Source organism: Pseudomonas sp. ACN5 (assembly GCF_002303975.1).
Classification (GTDB): Bacteria; Pseudomonadota; Gammaproteobacteria; order Pseudomonadales; family Pseudomonadaceae; genus Aquipseudomonas; species Aquipseudomonas laurylsulfatiphila.
In genome coordinates this window covers 300,575-316,731 of the sequence record NZ_MRCP01000007.1, presented here as the reverse complement: position 1 = coordinate 316,731, position 16,157 = coordinate 300,575, and the positions used below count along the sequence as shown (strand labels likewise).

The following is a 16,157-nucleotide window of genomic DNA, read 5'->3' as shown; positions in this document are numbered from 1 at the left end:
GACCATAGAGCATTGGAACCACCTGATCCCATCCCGAACTCAGCAGTGAAACGATGCATCGCCGATGGTAGTGTGGGGTTTCCCCATGTGAGAGTAGGTCATCGTCAAGATTAAATTCCGAAACCCCAATTGCGAAAGCAGTTGGGGTTTTGTTTTTGTCCGCAGAAAAGTCACGGCTACTGGATTTCTATGCAATAGCTCGGCGCGTGGCTATCATGCGGGCCTCATTGTGAGGCGAGACCTGCATGCTGACGTTGTTAAAGCTTCTTAAAGATGGCCGATTCCATTCGGGTCAAGCATTGGGTGCTGCCCTGGGCGTCAGTCGTAGCGCCGTGTGGAAGCAGCTTCAGCATTTAGAAGCTGAGCTGGGATTGTCCATTCATAAAGTTCGTGGGCGCGGCTATCAATTGTCCGCGCCATTAGCGCTGCTCGATCCTTCCGAGATCAGTGCCCGGGCGATTTCTTGCGACTGGCCCGTCCAGGTTTACGATTCAATCGACTCCACGAACGCCGAGGCGCTGCGTGCCATAGAGCGGGGGCAGGCTGCGCCCTTTCTTGTGCTTTCGGAGCGGCAGACAGCCGGGCGCGGGCGACGGGGTCGTAAATGGGTCAGTCCCTTCGCAGAAAACGTCTATTACAGCCTGGTGCTGCGCATTGATGGTGGGATGCGCCAGTTGGAGGGCTTGAGTCTCGTCGTTGGGCTCGCTGTTTTGCAGACGTTGCGTGAGCTTGGTATTGCAGCCGCTGGATTGAAGTGGCCCAACGATGTCCTGGTGGGGCAGAAAAAGATCGCTGGAATACTGCTCGAGCTGGTTGGTGACCCTGCTGATGTGTGCCATGTGGTTCTGGGGGTGGGAATCAATGTGAACATGCAGTCCGCTGACGAGGTGGATCAGCAATGGACATCCATGCGGCTCGAATCAGGCAAATCGTTTGATCGCAACCAATTGGTCGCTATGTTGGGGGAGATGCTGCAGCGATACCTGGCTCGTCATCAGGCGGGTGGTTTTTTGGCCATCCAGACAGAGTGGGAGCAAAATCACCTGTGGCAGGGGCGAAGCGTGTCGTTGATTGCCGGTGTCAATCAAATTGATGGTGAGGTGCTTGGTATTGATGGCCAAGGCGCTCTGCGCCTGAAGGTGGATGGTGTGGAGAAAGTCTTCAGTGGTGGTGAATTGAGCCTGAGGTTGCGTGATGATTCTTGAGCTCGATTGTGGGAATAGTTTCATCAAGTGGCGCGTGCTTGCAGCGAATGCCGGGCAGGTGCTTGGTGAGGGGGTTGTCGATTCCAATCTCGCATTGCTTGAGGGGTTGGGGGAGCTCAAAGGGCTTGCCCTCACGTTTTGCCGGCTGGTGAGCGTCAGGACTGCGGAAGAGACCGGTGCGCTGACGTCTTTGCTGAAGGATACCTTTGATGTGCCGATAGTGTGCGCAGCGCCTGCTCGCGAAATGTCAGGCGTGCGCAACGGTTATGAAGAGTTTGAGCGGCTGGGTCTGGATCGGTGGCTTGCAATGCTGGGAGGCTTTCATCTGGCTTCAGGTGCGTGCCTGGTGCTCGACTTCGGTACGGCCGTGACTGCGGACTTTATCGCTTCTAATGGAGAGCACCTGGGTGGTTTCATCTGTCCGGGCATGCCGTTGATGCGCAACCAGTTGCGTACCCATACGCGCAAAATTCGTTACGGGGATCTGGCGGCGGAGCAGGCTCTGGAAAGTCTTGTTCCGGGTCGTGCGACTGTCGAGGCTGTCGAGCGTGGTTGTTTGTTGATGTTGCGCGGCTTCGTAATGACTCAGCTCGAGTTGGCGCGCAGCTACTGGGGTGAGGACTTTGTCGTATTCCTCACCGGGGGGGATGCGAGCCTGGTTTCTGAGGTCGTGCCTCGGGCCAGGGTGGTTCCGGACTTGGTGTTTGTCGGATTGGCCATGGCCTGTCCCTTGTCCTGAGGTTTTTATGCGTTGGTTGTTTCTGCTGCTGCTTGTCCTCAATGGCTTTTACTACATCTGGCATCAACAAGAGGCTCCGCTGCGCGCGAAGGATGTCACGCCTTTGAGTCTGTATCGCGGGTCTCAGCAGGATATACGCCTGTTGAGCGAAGCGGGTGACGCCTCCAAAGAGAAGGCTAAAGCTGTCTCGCCAGACAATGGCTGTCTTTATCTGGGGGGTTATACGCGTCAGGACGCCGCGCAGGCGGTTGAGCGTCGGTTGAGCGGGATGGAGGTCAAATACCAGCCCCTGTCCAGGAGCTCGGAAAGCGCAGGGTATTGGGTGCGTGTTGCACCGGAAAGCCGGCGTTGGCTGGACGATCTGCAGCTGCAAAACCTTTCTAAAGAATTCAATGAGTTAAAACATAAAATAATGCCGTGCGAGGGGGTTGCGCCCACCGAATAGTTTGCATAGAATGGCGCCCGCTCCACAGCGAACACCGGAAACGGTTAGCGATGTGAAGCGAGGTCAACGCAGCTAACCTCAAGATTTAATTGAGAAAATGCTTGACAGAAGGCTGGCATGATGTAGAATGCCGGCTCGCTTAGGAGGGGTTCCCGAGCGGCCAAAGGGATCAGACTGTAAATCTGACGTCTACGACTTCGAAGGTTCGAATCCTTCCCCCTCCACCATTTTTAGCGAGAGCTGTAAGCCTCGCGGGTATAGTTTAGTGGTAGAACCTCAGCCTTCCAAGCTGATGATGCGGGTTCGATTCCCGCTACCCGCTCCAAGTTTACAGGTTTTGCACAGTGTTACGCTCTTGTAGCTCAGTTGGTAGAGCACACCCTTGGTAAGGGTGAGGTCAGCGGTTCAAATCCGCTCAAGAGCTCCATATAACAAGGCAGATATGAAAATATCTGCCTTTGTTTTAGGTGGTTGTGGTTGCGCCTCGTTGTGTTTTCGGGGTTGCCGGTGTCGCAGATGCTGGTGTTGCAGTCGGGATTGCCTGGTAAGTGTTGTAAAGTCTTTTTCGGGTCGGCATAATGGTCGGCCTGATTTTGTTTTAGGTCAGTAGCTCAATTGGCAGAGCGACGGTCTCCAAAACCGTAGGTTGGGGGTTCGATTCCCTCCTGACCTGCCAGATTCACCTGGTGTGTCTGGCTTTCTTTTCACAGGATCTTCATAGATGACTCCTAAAGCTGAAGCTCAAGGCTCTCGTTTCGACCTCCTCAAGTGGCTTGTAGTAGTCGCTCTGGTGGTTGTTGGCGTTGTTGGCAATCAGTACTTTTCTGCTTCGCCGATCCTGTACCGCGTACTTGCATTGCTCGCCATTGCTGCCGTAGCTGCCTTTGTAGGCCTGCAGACGGTCAAGGGCAAGTCTTTCTTTGTACTGGTTAAGGAAGCTCGCACCGAGATTCGTAAAGTCGTTTGGCCAACTCGCCAAGAAACCACGCAGACCACCCTGATTGTGGTGGCTGTTGTTCTGGTTATGGCGTTGCTGTTGTGGGGGCTTGATTCCCTGCTCGGCTGGCTTGTTTCCTTGATTGTCGGCTAAGGGTGTCCCGTGGCTAAGCGTTGGTATGTTGTGCATGCTTACTCCGGTTACGAGAAGCATGTAATGCGCTCGCTGATCGAGCGCGTAAAGCTGGCCGGTATGGAAGACGGCTTTGGCGAGATTCTGGTTCCCACTGAAGAAGTGGTTGAGATGCGCAATGGCCAGAAGCGCAAAAGCGAACGCAAATTCTTCCCTGGCTATGTGCTGGTGCAGATGGATATGAACGAGGGTACTTGGCACTTGGTCAAGGATACTCCTCGGGTGATGGGTTTCATCGGCGGTACCGCCGACAAGCCAGCACCGATCACCGATAAGGAAGCAGAGGCGATTCTGCGCCGCGTTGCTGATGGTAGCGACAAGCCGAAGCCGAAGACGTTGTTCGAGCCGGGCGAGTCGGTACGTGTCAATGACGGTCCATTCGCGGACTTTACCGGTGTTGTTGAAGAAGTTAACTACGAAAAGAGCCGGATTCAGGTCGCAGTGCTCATTTTCGGTCGCTCTACTCCGGTGGAGCTCGAGTTCAGCCAGGTCGAAAAGGTCTAGCTGAGCAACAATCCCAACCCCGCAGCCGTAGGCTGTGGGGTTTTGTCGTCACTGGGATAAACGCGCAAGTAACCGGGGAGCCTCTCGAGGCGTTCGAACCCGTAATTGGAGTGCCTCATGGCCAAGAAGATTACCGCTTACATCAAGCTGCAAGTGAAGGCCGCTCAGGCTAACCCAAGCCCACCTGTTGGTCCTGCTCTGGGTCAGCACGGCGTGAACATCATGGAATTCTGCAAGGCTTTCAACGCCCGTACCCAGGGTCTTGAGCCAGGTCTGCCGACTCCAGTGATCATCACTGTCTATAGCGACCGTAGCTTCACTTTCGAAACCAAATCCACCCCTGCTTCGGTTCTGCTGAAGAAGGCGGCCGGTCTGACCAGCGGTTCCGCTCGTCCGAACACCGTTAAGGTTGGCACCGTAACTCGTGCTCAGCTGGAAGAAATCGCGAAAACCAAAAACGCGGATCTGACTGCAGCTGATATGGAAGCAGCCGTGCGTACCATCGCCGGTTCTGCTCGTAGCATGGGCCTTAACGTGGAGGGTGTGTAATGGCTAAGCTGACCAAGCGTCAAAAGGCTATCGCCGGCAAAATCGAAGCAGGCAAGGCCTACAACTTTGTAGACGCTGCTGCCCTGCTGGCCGAGCTGTCGACTGTCAAGTTCAGCGAGTCGTTCGACGTAGCTGTAAACCTGGGTGTTGACCCGCGTAAATCCGACCAGGTCGTTCGTAGCGCTACCGTGCTGCCACACGGCACTGGCAAGACCGTTCGCGTTGCTGTGTTCACCCAGGGTCCAGCTGCTGAAGCCGCTCTGGCTGCCGGCGCTGACCGTGTAGGCATGGACGACCTGGCTGCCGAAATGAAAGGCGGCGACCTGAACTATGACGTAGTGATCGCATCCCCGGATGCCATGCGCGTTGTAGGTCAGTTGGGTCAGATCCTCGGTCCACGTGGCCTGATGCCTAACCCTAAAGTCGGCACCGTGACTCCAGACGTAGCTACCGCGGTTAAAAACGCCAAGGCTGGTCAGGTTCGTTATCGCACCGACAAAAACGGCATCATCCACACTTCCGTTGGCAAGATCGGCTTCGACGCCGTCAAGCTGAAGGAAAACGTTGAAGCCCTGATCGCTGATCTGAAGCGTATCAAGCCAGCTTCCTCGAAAGGCATCTACGTCAAGCGCGTTACCCTGAGCACCACCATGGGCCCAGGTCTGGTTATCGACCAGAGCTCGCTCGACGCGTAAGACACAGATTGGCGCAAGCGATTGCGCCAATTGAAAAATTGGGGTCCCTGCCTGGCGGGGGCTATCCAAGACCGTAGGCGACGCAAGTCTTAAACCACAAGCCTACGCAGATGGTGCTCCCGGTTCCTTACCGAATCAGACACCAAAACGACATCCGGTTTCGACCAGATGAAACGGTAACAAGCAGGAGTTAAACCCGTGGCAATTAAACTCGAAGACAAGAAGGCCATCGTCGCTGAAGTCAACGAGGCTGCCAAAGTCGCTCTGTCCGCTGTCGTGGCTGATGCCCGTGGCGTAACAGTAGGCGCGATGACCGGACTCCGTAAAGAGGCTCGTGAAGCTGGCGTTTACGTACGTGTTGTGCGTAACACCCTGCTCAAGCGCGCTGTTGCTGACACTGAATTCAGTGTCCTCAACGACGTGTTCACCGGCCCTACCCTGATTGCGTTCTCCAAGGAACATCCAGGCGCTGCTGCCCGGATCTTCAAGGAATTCGCAAAGGGTCAGGACAAGTTCGAGATCAAGGCAGCTGCGTTCGAGGGCAAGTTCCTCGCAGCTAACCAAATCGACGTACTGGCAACTCTGCCGACCCGTGACGAAGCAATTTCTCAGCTGATGAGCGTGATTCAAGGCGCTACCAGCAAGTTGGCTCGTACTCTGGCGGCAATTCGCGACCAGAAAGAAGCTGCTGCAGCCTAAGGCTCGTCAACTTCTCGCGTTTTTTGTTTTTTTCGATGGTCGCGTAGGCCGTCCCCAATATCAGGAATTAGATTCATGTCTATCTCTCAGAACGATATCCTTGAAGCAGTTGGCAACATGTCCGTAATGGAAGTTGTTGAGCTGATCAAAGCTTTCGAAGAAAAATTCGGTGTTACCGCTGCTGCTGCATCGGCAGGTCCTGCCGTTGCTGCTGCCGTTGCTGAAGAGCAAACCGAATTCAACGTCATGCTGACCGAAGCTGGCGAGAAGAAAGTTAACGTGATCAAGGCTGTACGTGAACTGACCGGTCTGGGCCTGAAAGAAGCCAAGGCTGTAGTTGACGGCGCACCTGCCATGGTTCTGGAAGCTGTTGCCAAAGACGCAGCTGACAAAGCCAAAGCAGCTCTGGAAGAAGCAGGCGCTAAAGTCGAGCTGAAGTAAGCATCGACTTTGCTCCTCCAGCCCGAGCGTTAAGCGACAGGCTGATGGCTGGTGGCTCTTGCCACCGGCCTTTTTCCGTTATTGGCAGCCGACTGGGTTGGTGCCGATAACGTGCTGTAACCACCCGATGCGGTGGCGCAAACCATGGGGTTTGCACGATTTTCTGGCTGCTCCCGTCGGGAGGGGCCAAACAAGCAGGTGACCAAGCTGGGGAACGCTGATGGCTTACTCATATACTGAGAAAAAACGTATCCGCAAGGACTTTAGCAAGTTGCCGGACGTCATGGATGTGCCGTACCTCCTGGCCATCCAGCTGGATTCGTATCGTGAATTCTTGCAAGCGGGAGCGACTAAAGATCAGTTCCGCGACGTGGGCCTGCATGCGGCCTTCAAATCCGTTTTCCCGATCATCAGCTACTCCGGCAATGCTGCGCTGGAGTACGTCGGATATCGTCTGGGCGAACCGGCATTTGATGTCAAAGAATGCGTATTGCGCGGTGTAACTTACGCCGTACCTTTGCGGGTAAAAGTGCGCCTGATCATTTTCGACAAAGAATCGTCGAACAAAGCGATCAAGGACATCAAAGAGCAAGAAGTCTACATGGGTGAAATCCCCCTGATGACTGAAAACGGTACCTTCGTAATCAACGGTACCGAGCGTGTAATCGTTTCCCAGCTGCACCGTTCCCCGGGCGTGTTCTTCGACCACGACCGTGGCAAGACGCACAGCTCCGGTAAACTGCTGTACTCCGCGCGCATCATTCCTTACCGCGGTTCGTGGCTGGACTTCGAGTTCGACCCGAAAGACTGCGTATTCGTGCGTATCGACCGTCGTCGCAAGCTGCCTGCATCGGTACTGCTGCGCGCGCTCGGCTATACCACCGAAGAAGTGCTGGACGCGTTCTACACCACCAACGTATTCCACGTGAAGGGCGAGACCCTGAGCCTGGAGCTGGTGCCTCAGCGCCTGCGCGGTGAAATCGCTGTCCTCGATATTCAGGATGACAAAGGCAAGGTTATTGTCGAGCAGGGTCGTCGTATCACCGCTCGCCACATCAACCAGCTGGAAAAAGCCGGTATCAAAGAGCTGGATGTGCCTCTGGACTACGTCCTGGGCCGCACAACCGCCAAGGTCATCGTGCATCCGGCAACCGGCGAAATCCTGGCAGAGTGCAACACCGAGCTGAACACCGAGATCCTGGCAAAAATCGCCAAGGCCGGCGTTGTTCGCATCGAAACTCTGTACACCAATGATATCGACTGCGGTCCGTTCGTCTCCGACACCTTGAAGATCGACTCCACCAGCAACCAACTGGAAGCGCTGGTCGAGATCTATCGCATGATGCGTCCTGGCGAGCCGCCAACCAAAGACGCTGCCGAGACCCTGTTCAACAACCTGTTCTTCAGCCCTGAGCGCTATGACCTGTCTGCGGTCGGCCGGATGAAGTTCAACCGTCGTATCGGTCGCACCGAGATCGAAGGTTCGGGCGTGCTGTGCAAGGAAGACATCGTCGCGGTACTGAAGACCCTGGTCGACATCCGTAACGGTAAAGGCATCGTCGATGACATCGACCACCTGGGTAACCGTCGTGTTCGCTGCGTAGGCGAAATGGCCGAGAACCAGTTCCGCGTTGGCCTGGTACGTGTTGAGCGTGCGGTCAAAGAGCGTCTGTCGATGGCTGAAAGCGAAGGCCTGATGCCGCAAGACCTGATCAACGCCAAGCCAGTGGCTGCGGCGGTGAAAGAGTTCTTCGGTTCCAGCCAGCTGTCCCAGTTCATGGACCAGAACAACCCGCTGTCCGAGATCACCCACAAGCGCCGTGTTTCTGCACTCGGCCCTGGCGGTCTGACGCGTGAGCGTGCCGGCTTTGAAGTTCGTGACGTACACCCGACTCACTACGGTCGTGTATGCCCGATTGAAACGCCGGAAGGTCCGAACATCGGTCTGATCAACTCCCTGGCCGCTTATGCGCGCACCAACCAGTACGGCTTCCTCGAGAGCCCGTACCGCGTGGTGAAAGACGCTCTGGTCACCGACGAGATCGTGTTCCTGTCCGCCATCGAAGAAGCTGATCACGTGATCGCTCAGGCTTCGGCCACGATGAACGACAAGAAAGTCCTGATCGACGAGCTGGTAGCTGTTCGTCACTTGAACGAATTCACCGTCAAGGCGCCGGAAGACGTCACCTTGATGGACGTATCGCCGAAGCAGGTAGTTTCGGTTGCTGCGTCGCTGATTCCGTTCCTCGAGCACGACGACGCCAACCGTGCGTTGATGGGTTCGAACATGCAGCGTCAAGCTGTACCGACCTTGCGCGCTGACAAGCCGCTGGTAGGTACCGGCATGGAGCGTAACGTAGCCCGTGACTCCGGCGTTTGCGTCGTGGCTCGTCGTGGCGGCGTGATCGACTCCGTCGACGCCAGCCGTATCGTGGTTCGTGTTGCCGATGACGAAGTTGAAACCGGTGAAGCCGGTGTCGACATCTACAACCTGACCAAGTACACCCGCTCCAACCAGAACACCTGCATCAACCAGCGTCCGCTGGTGCGTAAAGGTGATCGGGTTCAGCGTAGCGACATCATGGCCGACGGTCCGTCCACCGACATGGGTGAACTGGCTCTGGGTCAGAACATGCGCATCGCGTTCATGGCATGGAACGGCTTCAACTTCGAAGACTCCATCTGCCTGTCCGAGCGTGTTGTTCAGGAAGACCGTTTCACCACGATCCACATCCAGGAACTGACCTGTGTGGCCCGTGACACCAAGCTTGGCCCAGAGGAAATCACTGCCGACATCCCGAACGTGGGTGAAGCGGCACTGAACAAACTGGACGAAGCCGGTATCGTTTACGTAGGTGCTGAAGTTGGCGCAGGCGACATCCTGGTCGGTAAGGTCACTCCGAAAGGCGAGACCCAGCTGACTCCGGAAGAAAAACTGCTGCGTGCGATCTTCGGTGAAAAAGCCAGCGACGTTAAAGACACTTCCCTGCGTGTACCTACCGGTACCAAAGGTACTGTCATCGACGTACAGGTCTTCACCCGCGACGGCGTTGAGCGTGATGCTCGTGCCCTGTCGATCGAGAAGTCCCAGCTGGACGAGATCCGCAAGGACCTGAACGAAGAGTTCCGTATCGTTGAAGGTGCTACTTTCGAACGTCTGCGTTCCGCTCTGGTCGGCCACAAAGCCGAAGGCGGCGCCGGTCTGAAGAAAGGCCAGGACATCACCGACGAAGTTCTCGACGGTCTTGAGCACGGCCAGTGGTTCAAACTGCGCATGGCTGAAGATGCTCTGAACGAGCAGCTCGAGAAGGCCCAGGCCTACATCGTTGATCGTCGCCGTCTGCTGGACGACAAGTTCGAAGACAAGAAGCGCAAGCTGCAGCAAGGCGATGACCTGGCTCCAGGCGTGCTGAAAATCGTCAAGGTCTACCTGGCAATCCGTCGTCGCATCCAGCCGGGCGACAAGATGGCCGGTCGTCACGGTAACAAGGGTGTGGTCTCCGTGATCATGCCGGTTGAAGACATGCCGCACGATGCCAATGGCACCCCGGTCGACGTCGTCCTCAACCCGTTGGGCGTACCTTCGCGTATGAACGTTGGTCAGATCCTTGAAACCCACCTGGGCCTCGCGGCCAAGGGTCTGGGCGAGAAGATCAACCGCATGATCGAAGAGCAGCGCAAGGTTGCCGAGCTGCGTAAGTTCCTGCACGAGATCTATAACGAGATCGGCGGTCGTCAGGAAAGCCTCGATGACTTCTCGGATCAGGAAATCCTGGATCTGGCTCAAAACCTGCGTGGCGGCGTTCCAATGGCCACTCCAGTGTTCGACGGCGCCAAGGAAAGCGAAATCAAGGCCATGCTGAAACTGGCGGACCTGCCAGAAAGCGGCCAGATGCAGCTGACCGACGGCCGTACCGGCAACAAGTTCGAGCGCCCGGTCACCGTTGGCTACATGTACATGCTGAAGCTGAACCACTTGGTAGACGACAAGATGCACGCGCGTTCTACCGGTTCGTACAGCCTGGTTACCCAGCAGCCGCTGGGTGGTAAGGCGCAGTTCGGTGGTCAGCGTTTCGGGGAGATGGAGGTCTGGGCACTGGAAGCATACGGTGCCGCTTACACTCTGCAAGAAATGCTCACAGTGAAGTCGGACGATGTGAACGGCCGTACCAAGATGTACAAAAACATCGTGGATGGCGATCACCGTATGGAGCCGGGCATGCCCGAGTCCTTCAACGTGTTGATCAAGGAAATTCGTTCCCTCGGCATCGATATCGATCTGGAAACCGAATAACACGTGACGCGAATCGAGAGCGGGGCAGGATTGCCCGCTCTCTGCTCCGCCAGGAGGAAAGGCCTTGAAAGACCTACTGAATTTGCTGAAAAACCAGGGTCAAGTCGAAGAGTTCGACGCCATCCGTATCGGATTGGCATCGCCTGAGATGATCCGTTCGTGGTCGTTCGGTGAAGTTAAAAAGCCGGAAACCATCAACTACCGTACGTTCAAACCTGAGCGTGACGGCCTGTTCTGCGCCAAGATCTTTGGCCCGGTAAAGGATTACGAGTGCCTGTGCGGTAAGTACAAGCGCTTGAAGCACCGCGGTGTGATCTGCGAGAAGTGCGGTGTTGAAGTCGCGCTGGCAAAAGTTCGTCGTGAGCGCATGGCGCACATCGAACTGGCCTCGCCGGTTGCCCACATCTGGTTCCTGAAATCGCTGCCGTCCCGTATCGGCTTGCTGATGGACATGACCCTGCGTGATATCGAACGCGTTCTCTACTTCGAGAGCTACGTCGTTATCGATCCAGGCATGACCACCCTTGAAAAAGGTCAGCTGCTGAACGACGAGCAGTACTTCGAAGCGCTGGAAGAGTTCGGCGACGATTTCGATGCCCGCATGGGTGCCGAAGCTGTCCGCGAACTGCTGCACGCTATCGACCTGGAGCACGAGATTGGCCGCCTGCGTGAAGAAATTCCGCAAACCAACTCGGAAACCAAGATCAAGAAGCTGTCCAAGCGTCTGAAGTTGATGGAAGCCTTCCAGGGTTCCGGCAACCTGCCAGAGTGGATGGTGCTGACCGTTCTGCCGGTTCTGCCGCCAGATCTGCGTCCACTGGTCCCGCTGGATGGCGGTCGCTTCGCAACTTCCGACCTCAACGATCTGTATCGTCGAGTGATCAACCGTAACAACCGTTTGAAGCGCCTGCTGGATCTGTCCGCTCCGGACATCATCGTGCGCAACGAAAAGCGTATGTTGCAGGAAGCCGTCGACGCACTGCTCGACAACGGTCGTCGTGGCCGCGCTATCACAGGTTCCAACAAGCGTCCTCTGAAATCCCTGGCTGACATGATCAAGGGTAAGCAGGGTCGTTTCCGTCAGAACTTGCTCGGTAAGCGTGTTGACTACTCCGGCCGTTCGGTAATTACCGTAGGTCCGACCCTGCGTCTGCACCAGTGCGGTCTGCCGAAGAAGATGGCTCTCGAGCTGTTCAAACCGTTCATTTTCGGCAAGCTGGAAATGCGTGGTCTCGCAACCACCATCAAAGCTGCCAAGAAGATGGTCGAGCGCGAGCTGCCGGAAGTTTGGGACGTTCTCGCTGAAGTGATTCGCGAACACCCGGTTCTTCTCAACCGTGCACCGACCCTTCACCGTCTGGGTATCCAGGCGTTTGAACCGGTACTGATCGAAGGTAAGGCTATCCAGCTGCACCCTCTGGTCTGCGCCGCGTACAACGCCGACTTCGACGGCGACCAAATGGCCGTGCACGTACCGCTGACGCTGGAAGCCCAGCTGGAAGCGCGTGCGTTGATGATGTCGACCAACAACATTCTGTCGCCAGCCAACGGTGAGCCAATCATCGTTCCGTCGCAGGACGTTGTATTGGGTCTGTACTACATGACGCGTGAAGCGATCAACGCCAAGGGCGAAGGTCGTGTATTCGCGGATCTGCAGGAAGTTGACCGAGTGTTCCGTGCCGGCGAAGCCGCACTGCACGCCAAGGTCAAAGTCCGGATCAACGAAACCGTCAACGACCGTGACGGCGGCAGCGTGACCAACACCCGTATCGTCGACACCACTGTCGGCCGTGCGCTGTTGTTCCAGGTTGTGCCAAAAGGTCTGTCGTACGACGTCGTCAACCTGCCGATGAAGAAAAAGGCGATCTCCAAGCTGATCAACCAGTGCTACCGCGTGGTTGGTCTGAAAGAGACCGTTATCTTCGCTGACCAGTTGATGTACACCGGTTTTGCCTACTCGACCATCTCCGGCGTTTCCATCGGTGTTAACGACTTCGTTATCCCGGATGAAAAAGCCCGCATCATCGGTGCAGCCACCGACGAAGTGAAAGAGATCGAGAGCCAGTACGCCTCCGGCCTGGTAACCCAGGGCGAGAAGTACAACAAAGTGATCGACCTTTGGTCCAAGGCGAACGACGAAGTTTCCAAGGCGATGATGGCCAACCTCTCGAAAGAGAAAGTCATCGACCGTCATGGCGTCGAAGTCGACCAGGAATCGTTCAACTCGATGTACATGATGGCCGACTCGGGTGCGCGGGGTTCCGCAGCACAGATTCGTCAGCTCGCCGGTATGCGTGGCCTGATGGCCAAGCCGGACGGCTCCATCATCGAAACGCCGATTACTGCGAACTTCCGTGAAGGTTTGAGCGTACTTCAGTACTTCATCTCCACTCACGGTGCTCGTAAAGGTCTGGCGGATACCGCGTTGAAAACGGCGAACTCGGGTTACCTGACTCGTCGTCTGGTAGACGTGGCGCAGGATCTGGTTGTAACCGAGATCGATTGCGGCACCGAACACGGTCTGCTGATGACTCCGCACATTGAAGGCGGTGATGTTGTAGAGCCGTTGGGTGAGCGCGTATTGGGTCGTGTTATTGCCCGTGACGTATTCAAGCCGGGTACCGAGGACGTCATCGTTCCTGCTGGCACCCTGGTAGACGAGAAGTGGGTCGAGTTCATCGAGCTGAACAGCATCGACGAAGTGATCGTGCGTTCGCCGATCAGCTGCGAAACCCGCTACGGCATTTGCGCCAAGTGCTACGGCCGTGACCTGGCTCGTGGTCACCAGGTGAACATCGGTGAAGCGGTCGGCGTAATCGCTGCCCAGTCCATCGGTGAGCCGGGTACCCAGCTGACGATGCGTACGTTCCACATCGGTGGTGCGGCAAGCCGGACCTCCGCAGCCGACAGCGTTCAGGTGAAGAATGGCGGTACCGTCCGTCTGCATAACCTGAAGCACGTTGAGCGAGTGGACGGTCACCTGGTTGCCGTGTCCCGTTCCGGTGAGCTGGCCATCGCTGATGACTTCGGTCGTGAGCGTGAGCGTTACAAGCTGCCGTACGGTGCCGTGATTTCGGTTAAAGAAGGTGACAAGGTCGACGCTGGCGCCATCGTGGCCAAGTGGGATCCGCACACTCACCCGATCGTTACCGAAATGAAAGGTACCGTGACCTACGTGGGCATGGAAGAAGGCATCACGATCAAGCGTCAGACTGACGAATTGACCGGTATGACCAACATTGAAGTACTCGACGCCAAAGATCGTCCAGCTGCCGGTAAGGACATCCGTCCAGCCGTTAAGATGGTTGATGACAACGGCAAGGATCTGTTGCTGCCAGGCACTGACGTAATCGCTCAGTACTTCCTGCCAGCCAACGCCCTGGTCGGTGTAGCGGACGGTGCGAAGATTGCGATCGGTGATGTTATCGCTCGTATTCCGCAAGAAACTTCGAAGACCCGTGACATCACCGGTGGTCTGCCGCGTGTTGCCGACCTGTTCGAAGCCCGTCGTCCGAAAGAAGCGTCGATTCTGGCTGAAGTCAGCGGCACCATCGCGTTCGGTAAAGAGACCAAGGGCAAGCGCCGTCTGGTCATTACCCCGAACGACGGTAGCGATCCGTACGAAGAGCTGATTCCGAAGTGGCGTCACCTGAACGTGTTCGAAGGCGAACAGGTAAACCGCGGCGAAGTTATCTCCGACGGTCCGAGCGATCCACACGACATCCTGCGTCTGCTGGGTGTGAGTGCGCTGGCCAAGTACATCGTAAACGAGATCCAGGACGTTTACCGTCTGCAAGGCGTGAAGATCAACGACAAGCACATCGAGACCATCCTGCGTCAGATGCTGCGTAAAGTTGAAATCGCTGAATCCGGCGATTCCAGTTTCATCAAGGGCGACCAGATGGAACTGACTCACGTACTGGTAGAGAACGAGCGCCTGGCGACTGAAGACAAGTTTGTCTCCAAGTTCACTCGTGTACTGCTGGGTATCACCAAGGCGTCGTTGTCCACCGAATCGTTCATCTCGGCGGCTTCCTTCCAGGAAACCACCCGCGTACTGACCGAAGCGGCGGTAACCGGCAAGCGCGATTACCTGCGTGGCCTGAAAGAAAACGTGGTCGTGGGTCGTCTGATCCCGGCTGGTACCGGTCTGGCTTATCACAGCGAGCGTAAGCGTCGCCGTGATGCAGACAAACCGTTGCGCGTAAGCGCCAGTGAAGTGGAAGCTGCACTGACCGAAGCGCTGAACTCGAGCGGTAACTGAGTTCTGCGGTAAATGAGTGTGAGGCCCTGGTCACTCCGTTCATCGAATCGAGACAAATTGTCGAGATTGGATGAGCGGGGAGGGCGGGGCCTTGCCTTGACTGGGGACAAGATCCTCTTTAGACTCTTGTACCCCTAAATTTGGCGGGAACTCGTTCCTGCCATTTTGCTTTTCTTGCAAGACAATAGCGTCGCAAGACAACAGTGGAGCTAGTAGATGGCAACTATCAACCAGCTGGTACGTCAGCCGCGTAAGCGTATCGTCGAGAAATCCGACGTGCCTGCGCTGCAGAACTGCCCGCAACGCCGTGGCGTGTGCACCCGTGTGTACACCACCACGCCGAAAAAACCTAACTCGGCACTGCGTAAAGTATGCCGTGTGCGTCTGACCAACGGTTTCGAGGTTTCCTCGTACATCGGTGGTGAAGGCCACAACCTGCAAGAACACAGCGTGGTACTGATCCGCGGCGGTCGTGTAAAAGACTTGCCAGGTGTTCGTTACCACACCGTTCGCGGTTCGTTGGATACTTCCGGTGTTAAAGGTCGTAACCAGGGTCGTTCGAAGTACGGTACCAAGCGTCCGAAGTAATCGGCCGTTTTGCAGTTATTCATTTTATTGAGTCGATAAGAGTAAGGTCGGGCACGTATCCACAGGATCTGTCCCGGGCTAACCTGAAGACCGTTTGAGGGCTTATCAATGCCAAGACGTCGCGTAGCAGCCAAGCGTGAGATTCTGGACGATCCGAAATACGGAAGCCAAATCCTCGCCAAATTCATGAACCACGTAATGGAAAGCGGCAAGAAAGCCGTTGCCGAGCGTATCGTTTATGGTGCCCTGGATACCGTGAAGGCTCGTAAGGCCGGCACCGATCCCCTGGAACTCTTCGAAAAAGCACTCGACGCCATCGCTCCGCTGGTCGAAGTGAAGTCGCGCCGCGTTGGTGGTGCTACTTACCAGGTTCCGGTCGAGGTTCGTCCTTCCCGTCGTAACGCTCTGGCAATGCGCTGGTTGGTAGACTTCGCCCGCAAGCGCGGCGAGAAGTCTATGGCTCTGCGTTTGGCTGGCGAGCTGTTGGACGCCGCCGAAGGTAAAGGTGCTGCAGTTAAGAAGCGTGAAGACGTGCACCGTATGGCTGAAGCCAACAAGGCTTTCTCGCACTACCGCTTCTAATTCTAGCGTCACTCATTTTGCGA

At 56.1% G+C, this 16,157-nt stretch carries 13 protein-coding genes, 4 tRNA genes and 1 rRNA gene; all 18 read left to right on the top strand.

Translation table 11 applies throughout. The features are described 5' to 3' along the window. Positions 1-110 (top strand): 5S ribosomal RNA (gene rrf / locus BSF40_RS15950); the annotation flags it as partial. A gap of 135 nt (positions 111-245) precedes the next feature. Further along, a complete protein-coding gene (birA, locus tag BSF40_RS15945) occupies positions 246-1,205 on the top strand; it encodes a bifunctional biotin--[acetyl-CoA-carboxylase] ligase/biotin operon repressor BirA (RefSeq protein WP_095965780.1) in 960 nt (319 codons plus the stop codon). Next, positions 1,195-1,944: a pantothenate kinase gene (locus BSF40_RS15940; protein ID WP_095965779.1), complete on the top strand. Its 750-nt coding sequence runs from the start codon at positions 1,195-1,197 to the stop codon at positions 1,942-1,944. The genes birA and BSF40_RS15940 overlap by 11 nt, the downstream gene beginning before the upstream one ends. Before the next feature lie 7 nt (positions 1,945-1,951). Then, positions 1,952-2,389 (top strand): hypothetical protein, encoded by a 438-nt coding sequence (locus BSF40_RS15935; protein ID WP_095965778.1) that lies wholly within the window; start codon positions 1,952-1,954, stop codon positions 2,387-2,389. A 142-nt stretch (positions 2,390-2,531) separates the two neighbouring features. Continuing rightward, positions 2,532-2,616, top strand: a tRNA-Tyr gene (locus BSF40_RS15930). 24 nt (positions 2,617-2,640) lie between these two features. Beyond that, positions 2,641-2,714: transfer RNA gene (locus BSF40_RS15925), tRNA-Gly, on the top strand. A 26-nt stretch (positions 2,715-2,740) separates the two neighbouring features. Further along, positions 2,741-2,816 (top strand) — tRNA-Thr (locus BSF40_RS15920). Between the two features lie 173 nt (positions 2,817-2,989). After that, positions 2,990-3,065, top strand: a tRNA-Trp gene (locus BSF40_RS15915). A 45-nt stretch (positions 3,066-3,110) separates the two neighbouring features. Continuing rightward, positions 3,111-3,479: a preprotein translocase subunit SecE gene (gene secE / locus BSF40_RS15910; protein WP_007984402.1), complete on the top strand. Its 369-nt coding sequence runs from the start codon at positions 3,111-3,113 to the stop codon at positions 3,477-3,479. A 9-nt stretch (positions 3,480-3,488) separates the two neighbouring features. Continuing rightward, the gene (nusG, locus tag BSF40_RS15905) at positions 3,489-4,022 is read left to right on the top strand and encodes a transcription termination/antitermination protein NusG (protein ID WP_007984405.1); all 534 of its coding nucleotides are present in this window, start codon (positions 3,489-3,491) and stop codon (positions 4,020-4,022) included. A 117-nt stretch (positions 4,023-4,139) separates the two neighbouring features. After that, a complete protein-coding gene (rplK, locus tag BSF40_RS15900) occupies positions 4,140-4,571 on the top strand; it encodes a 50S ribosomal protein L11 (RefSeq protein ID WP_007933726.1) in 432 nt (143 codons plus the stop codon). Next, complete coding sequence (gene rplA, locus BSF40_RS15895; RefSeq protein ID WP_003186095.1) at positions 4,571-5,266, top strand: 50S ribosomal protein L1; 696 nt, start codon at positions 4,571-4,573, stop codon at positions 5,264-5,266. Before rplK ends, rplA begins: the two co-directional genes overlap by 1 nt. Before the next feature lie 198 nt (positions 5,267-5,464). After that, positions 5,465-5,965 (top strand): 50S ribosomal protein L10, encoded by a 501-nt coding sequence (rplJ, locus tag BSF40_RS15890; protein ID WP_007970413.1) that lies wholly within the window; start codon positions 5,465-5,467, stop codon positions 5,963-5,965. A 75-nt stretch (positions 5,966-6,040) separates the two neighbouring features. Next, complete coding sequence (rplL, locus tag BSF40_RS15885) at positions 6,041-6,406, top strand: 50S ribosomal protein L7/L12 (protein ID WP_007970414.1); 366 nt, start codon at positions 6,041-6,043, stop codon at positions 6,404-6,406. A gap of 220 nt (positions 6,407-6,626) precedes the next feature. After that, positions 6,627-10,700 (top strand): DNA-directed RNA polymerase subunit beta, encoded by a 4,074-nt coding sequence (rpoB, locus tag BSF40_RS15880; protein WP_007970415.1) that lies wholly within the window; start codon positions 6,627-6,629, stop codon positions 10,698-10,700. A gap of 64 nt (positions 10,701-10,764) precedes the next feature. Further along, the gene (gene rpoC / locus BSF40_RS15875) at positions 10,765-14,964 is read left to right on the top strand and encodes a DNA-directed RNA polymerase subunit beta' (protein WP_007970416.1); all 4,200 of its coding nucleotides are present in this window, start codon (positions 10,765-10,767) and stop codon (positions 14,962-14,964) included. 216 nt (positions 14,965-15,180) lie between these two features. Next, complete coding sequence (gene rpsL, locus BSF40_RS15870; RefSeq protein ID WP_003186084.1) at positions 15,181-15,552, top strand: 30S ribosomal protein S12; 372 nt, start codon at positions 15,181-15,183, stop codon at positions 15,550-15,552. A gap of 108 nt (positions 15,553-15,660) precedes the next feature. Continuing rightward, on the top strand, positions 15,661-16,134 hold the full coding sequence (gene rpsG, locus BSF40_RS15865; RefSeq protein ID WP_007970418.1) for a 30S ribosomal protein S7: 474 nt from the start codon (positions 15,661-15,663) through the stop codon (positions 16,132-16,134). Positions 16,135-16,157 lie beyond the last annotated feature (23 nt).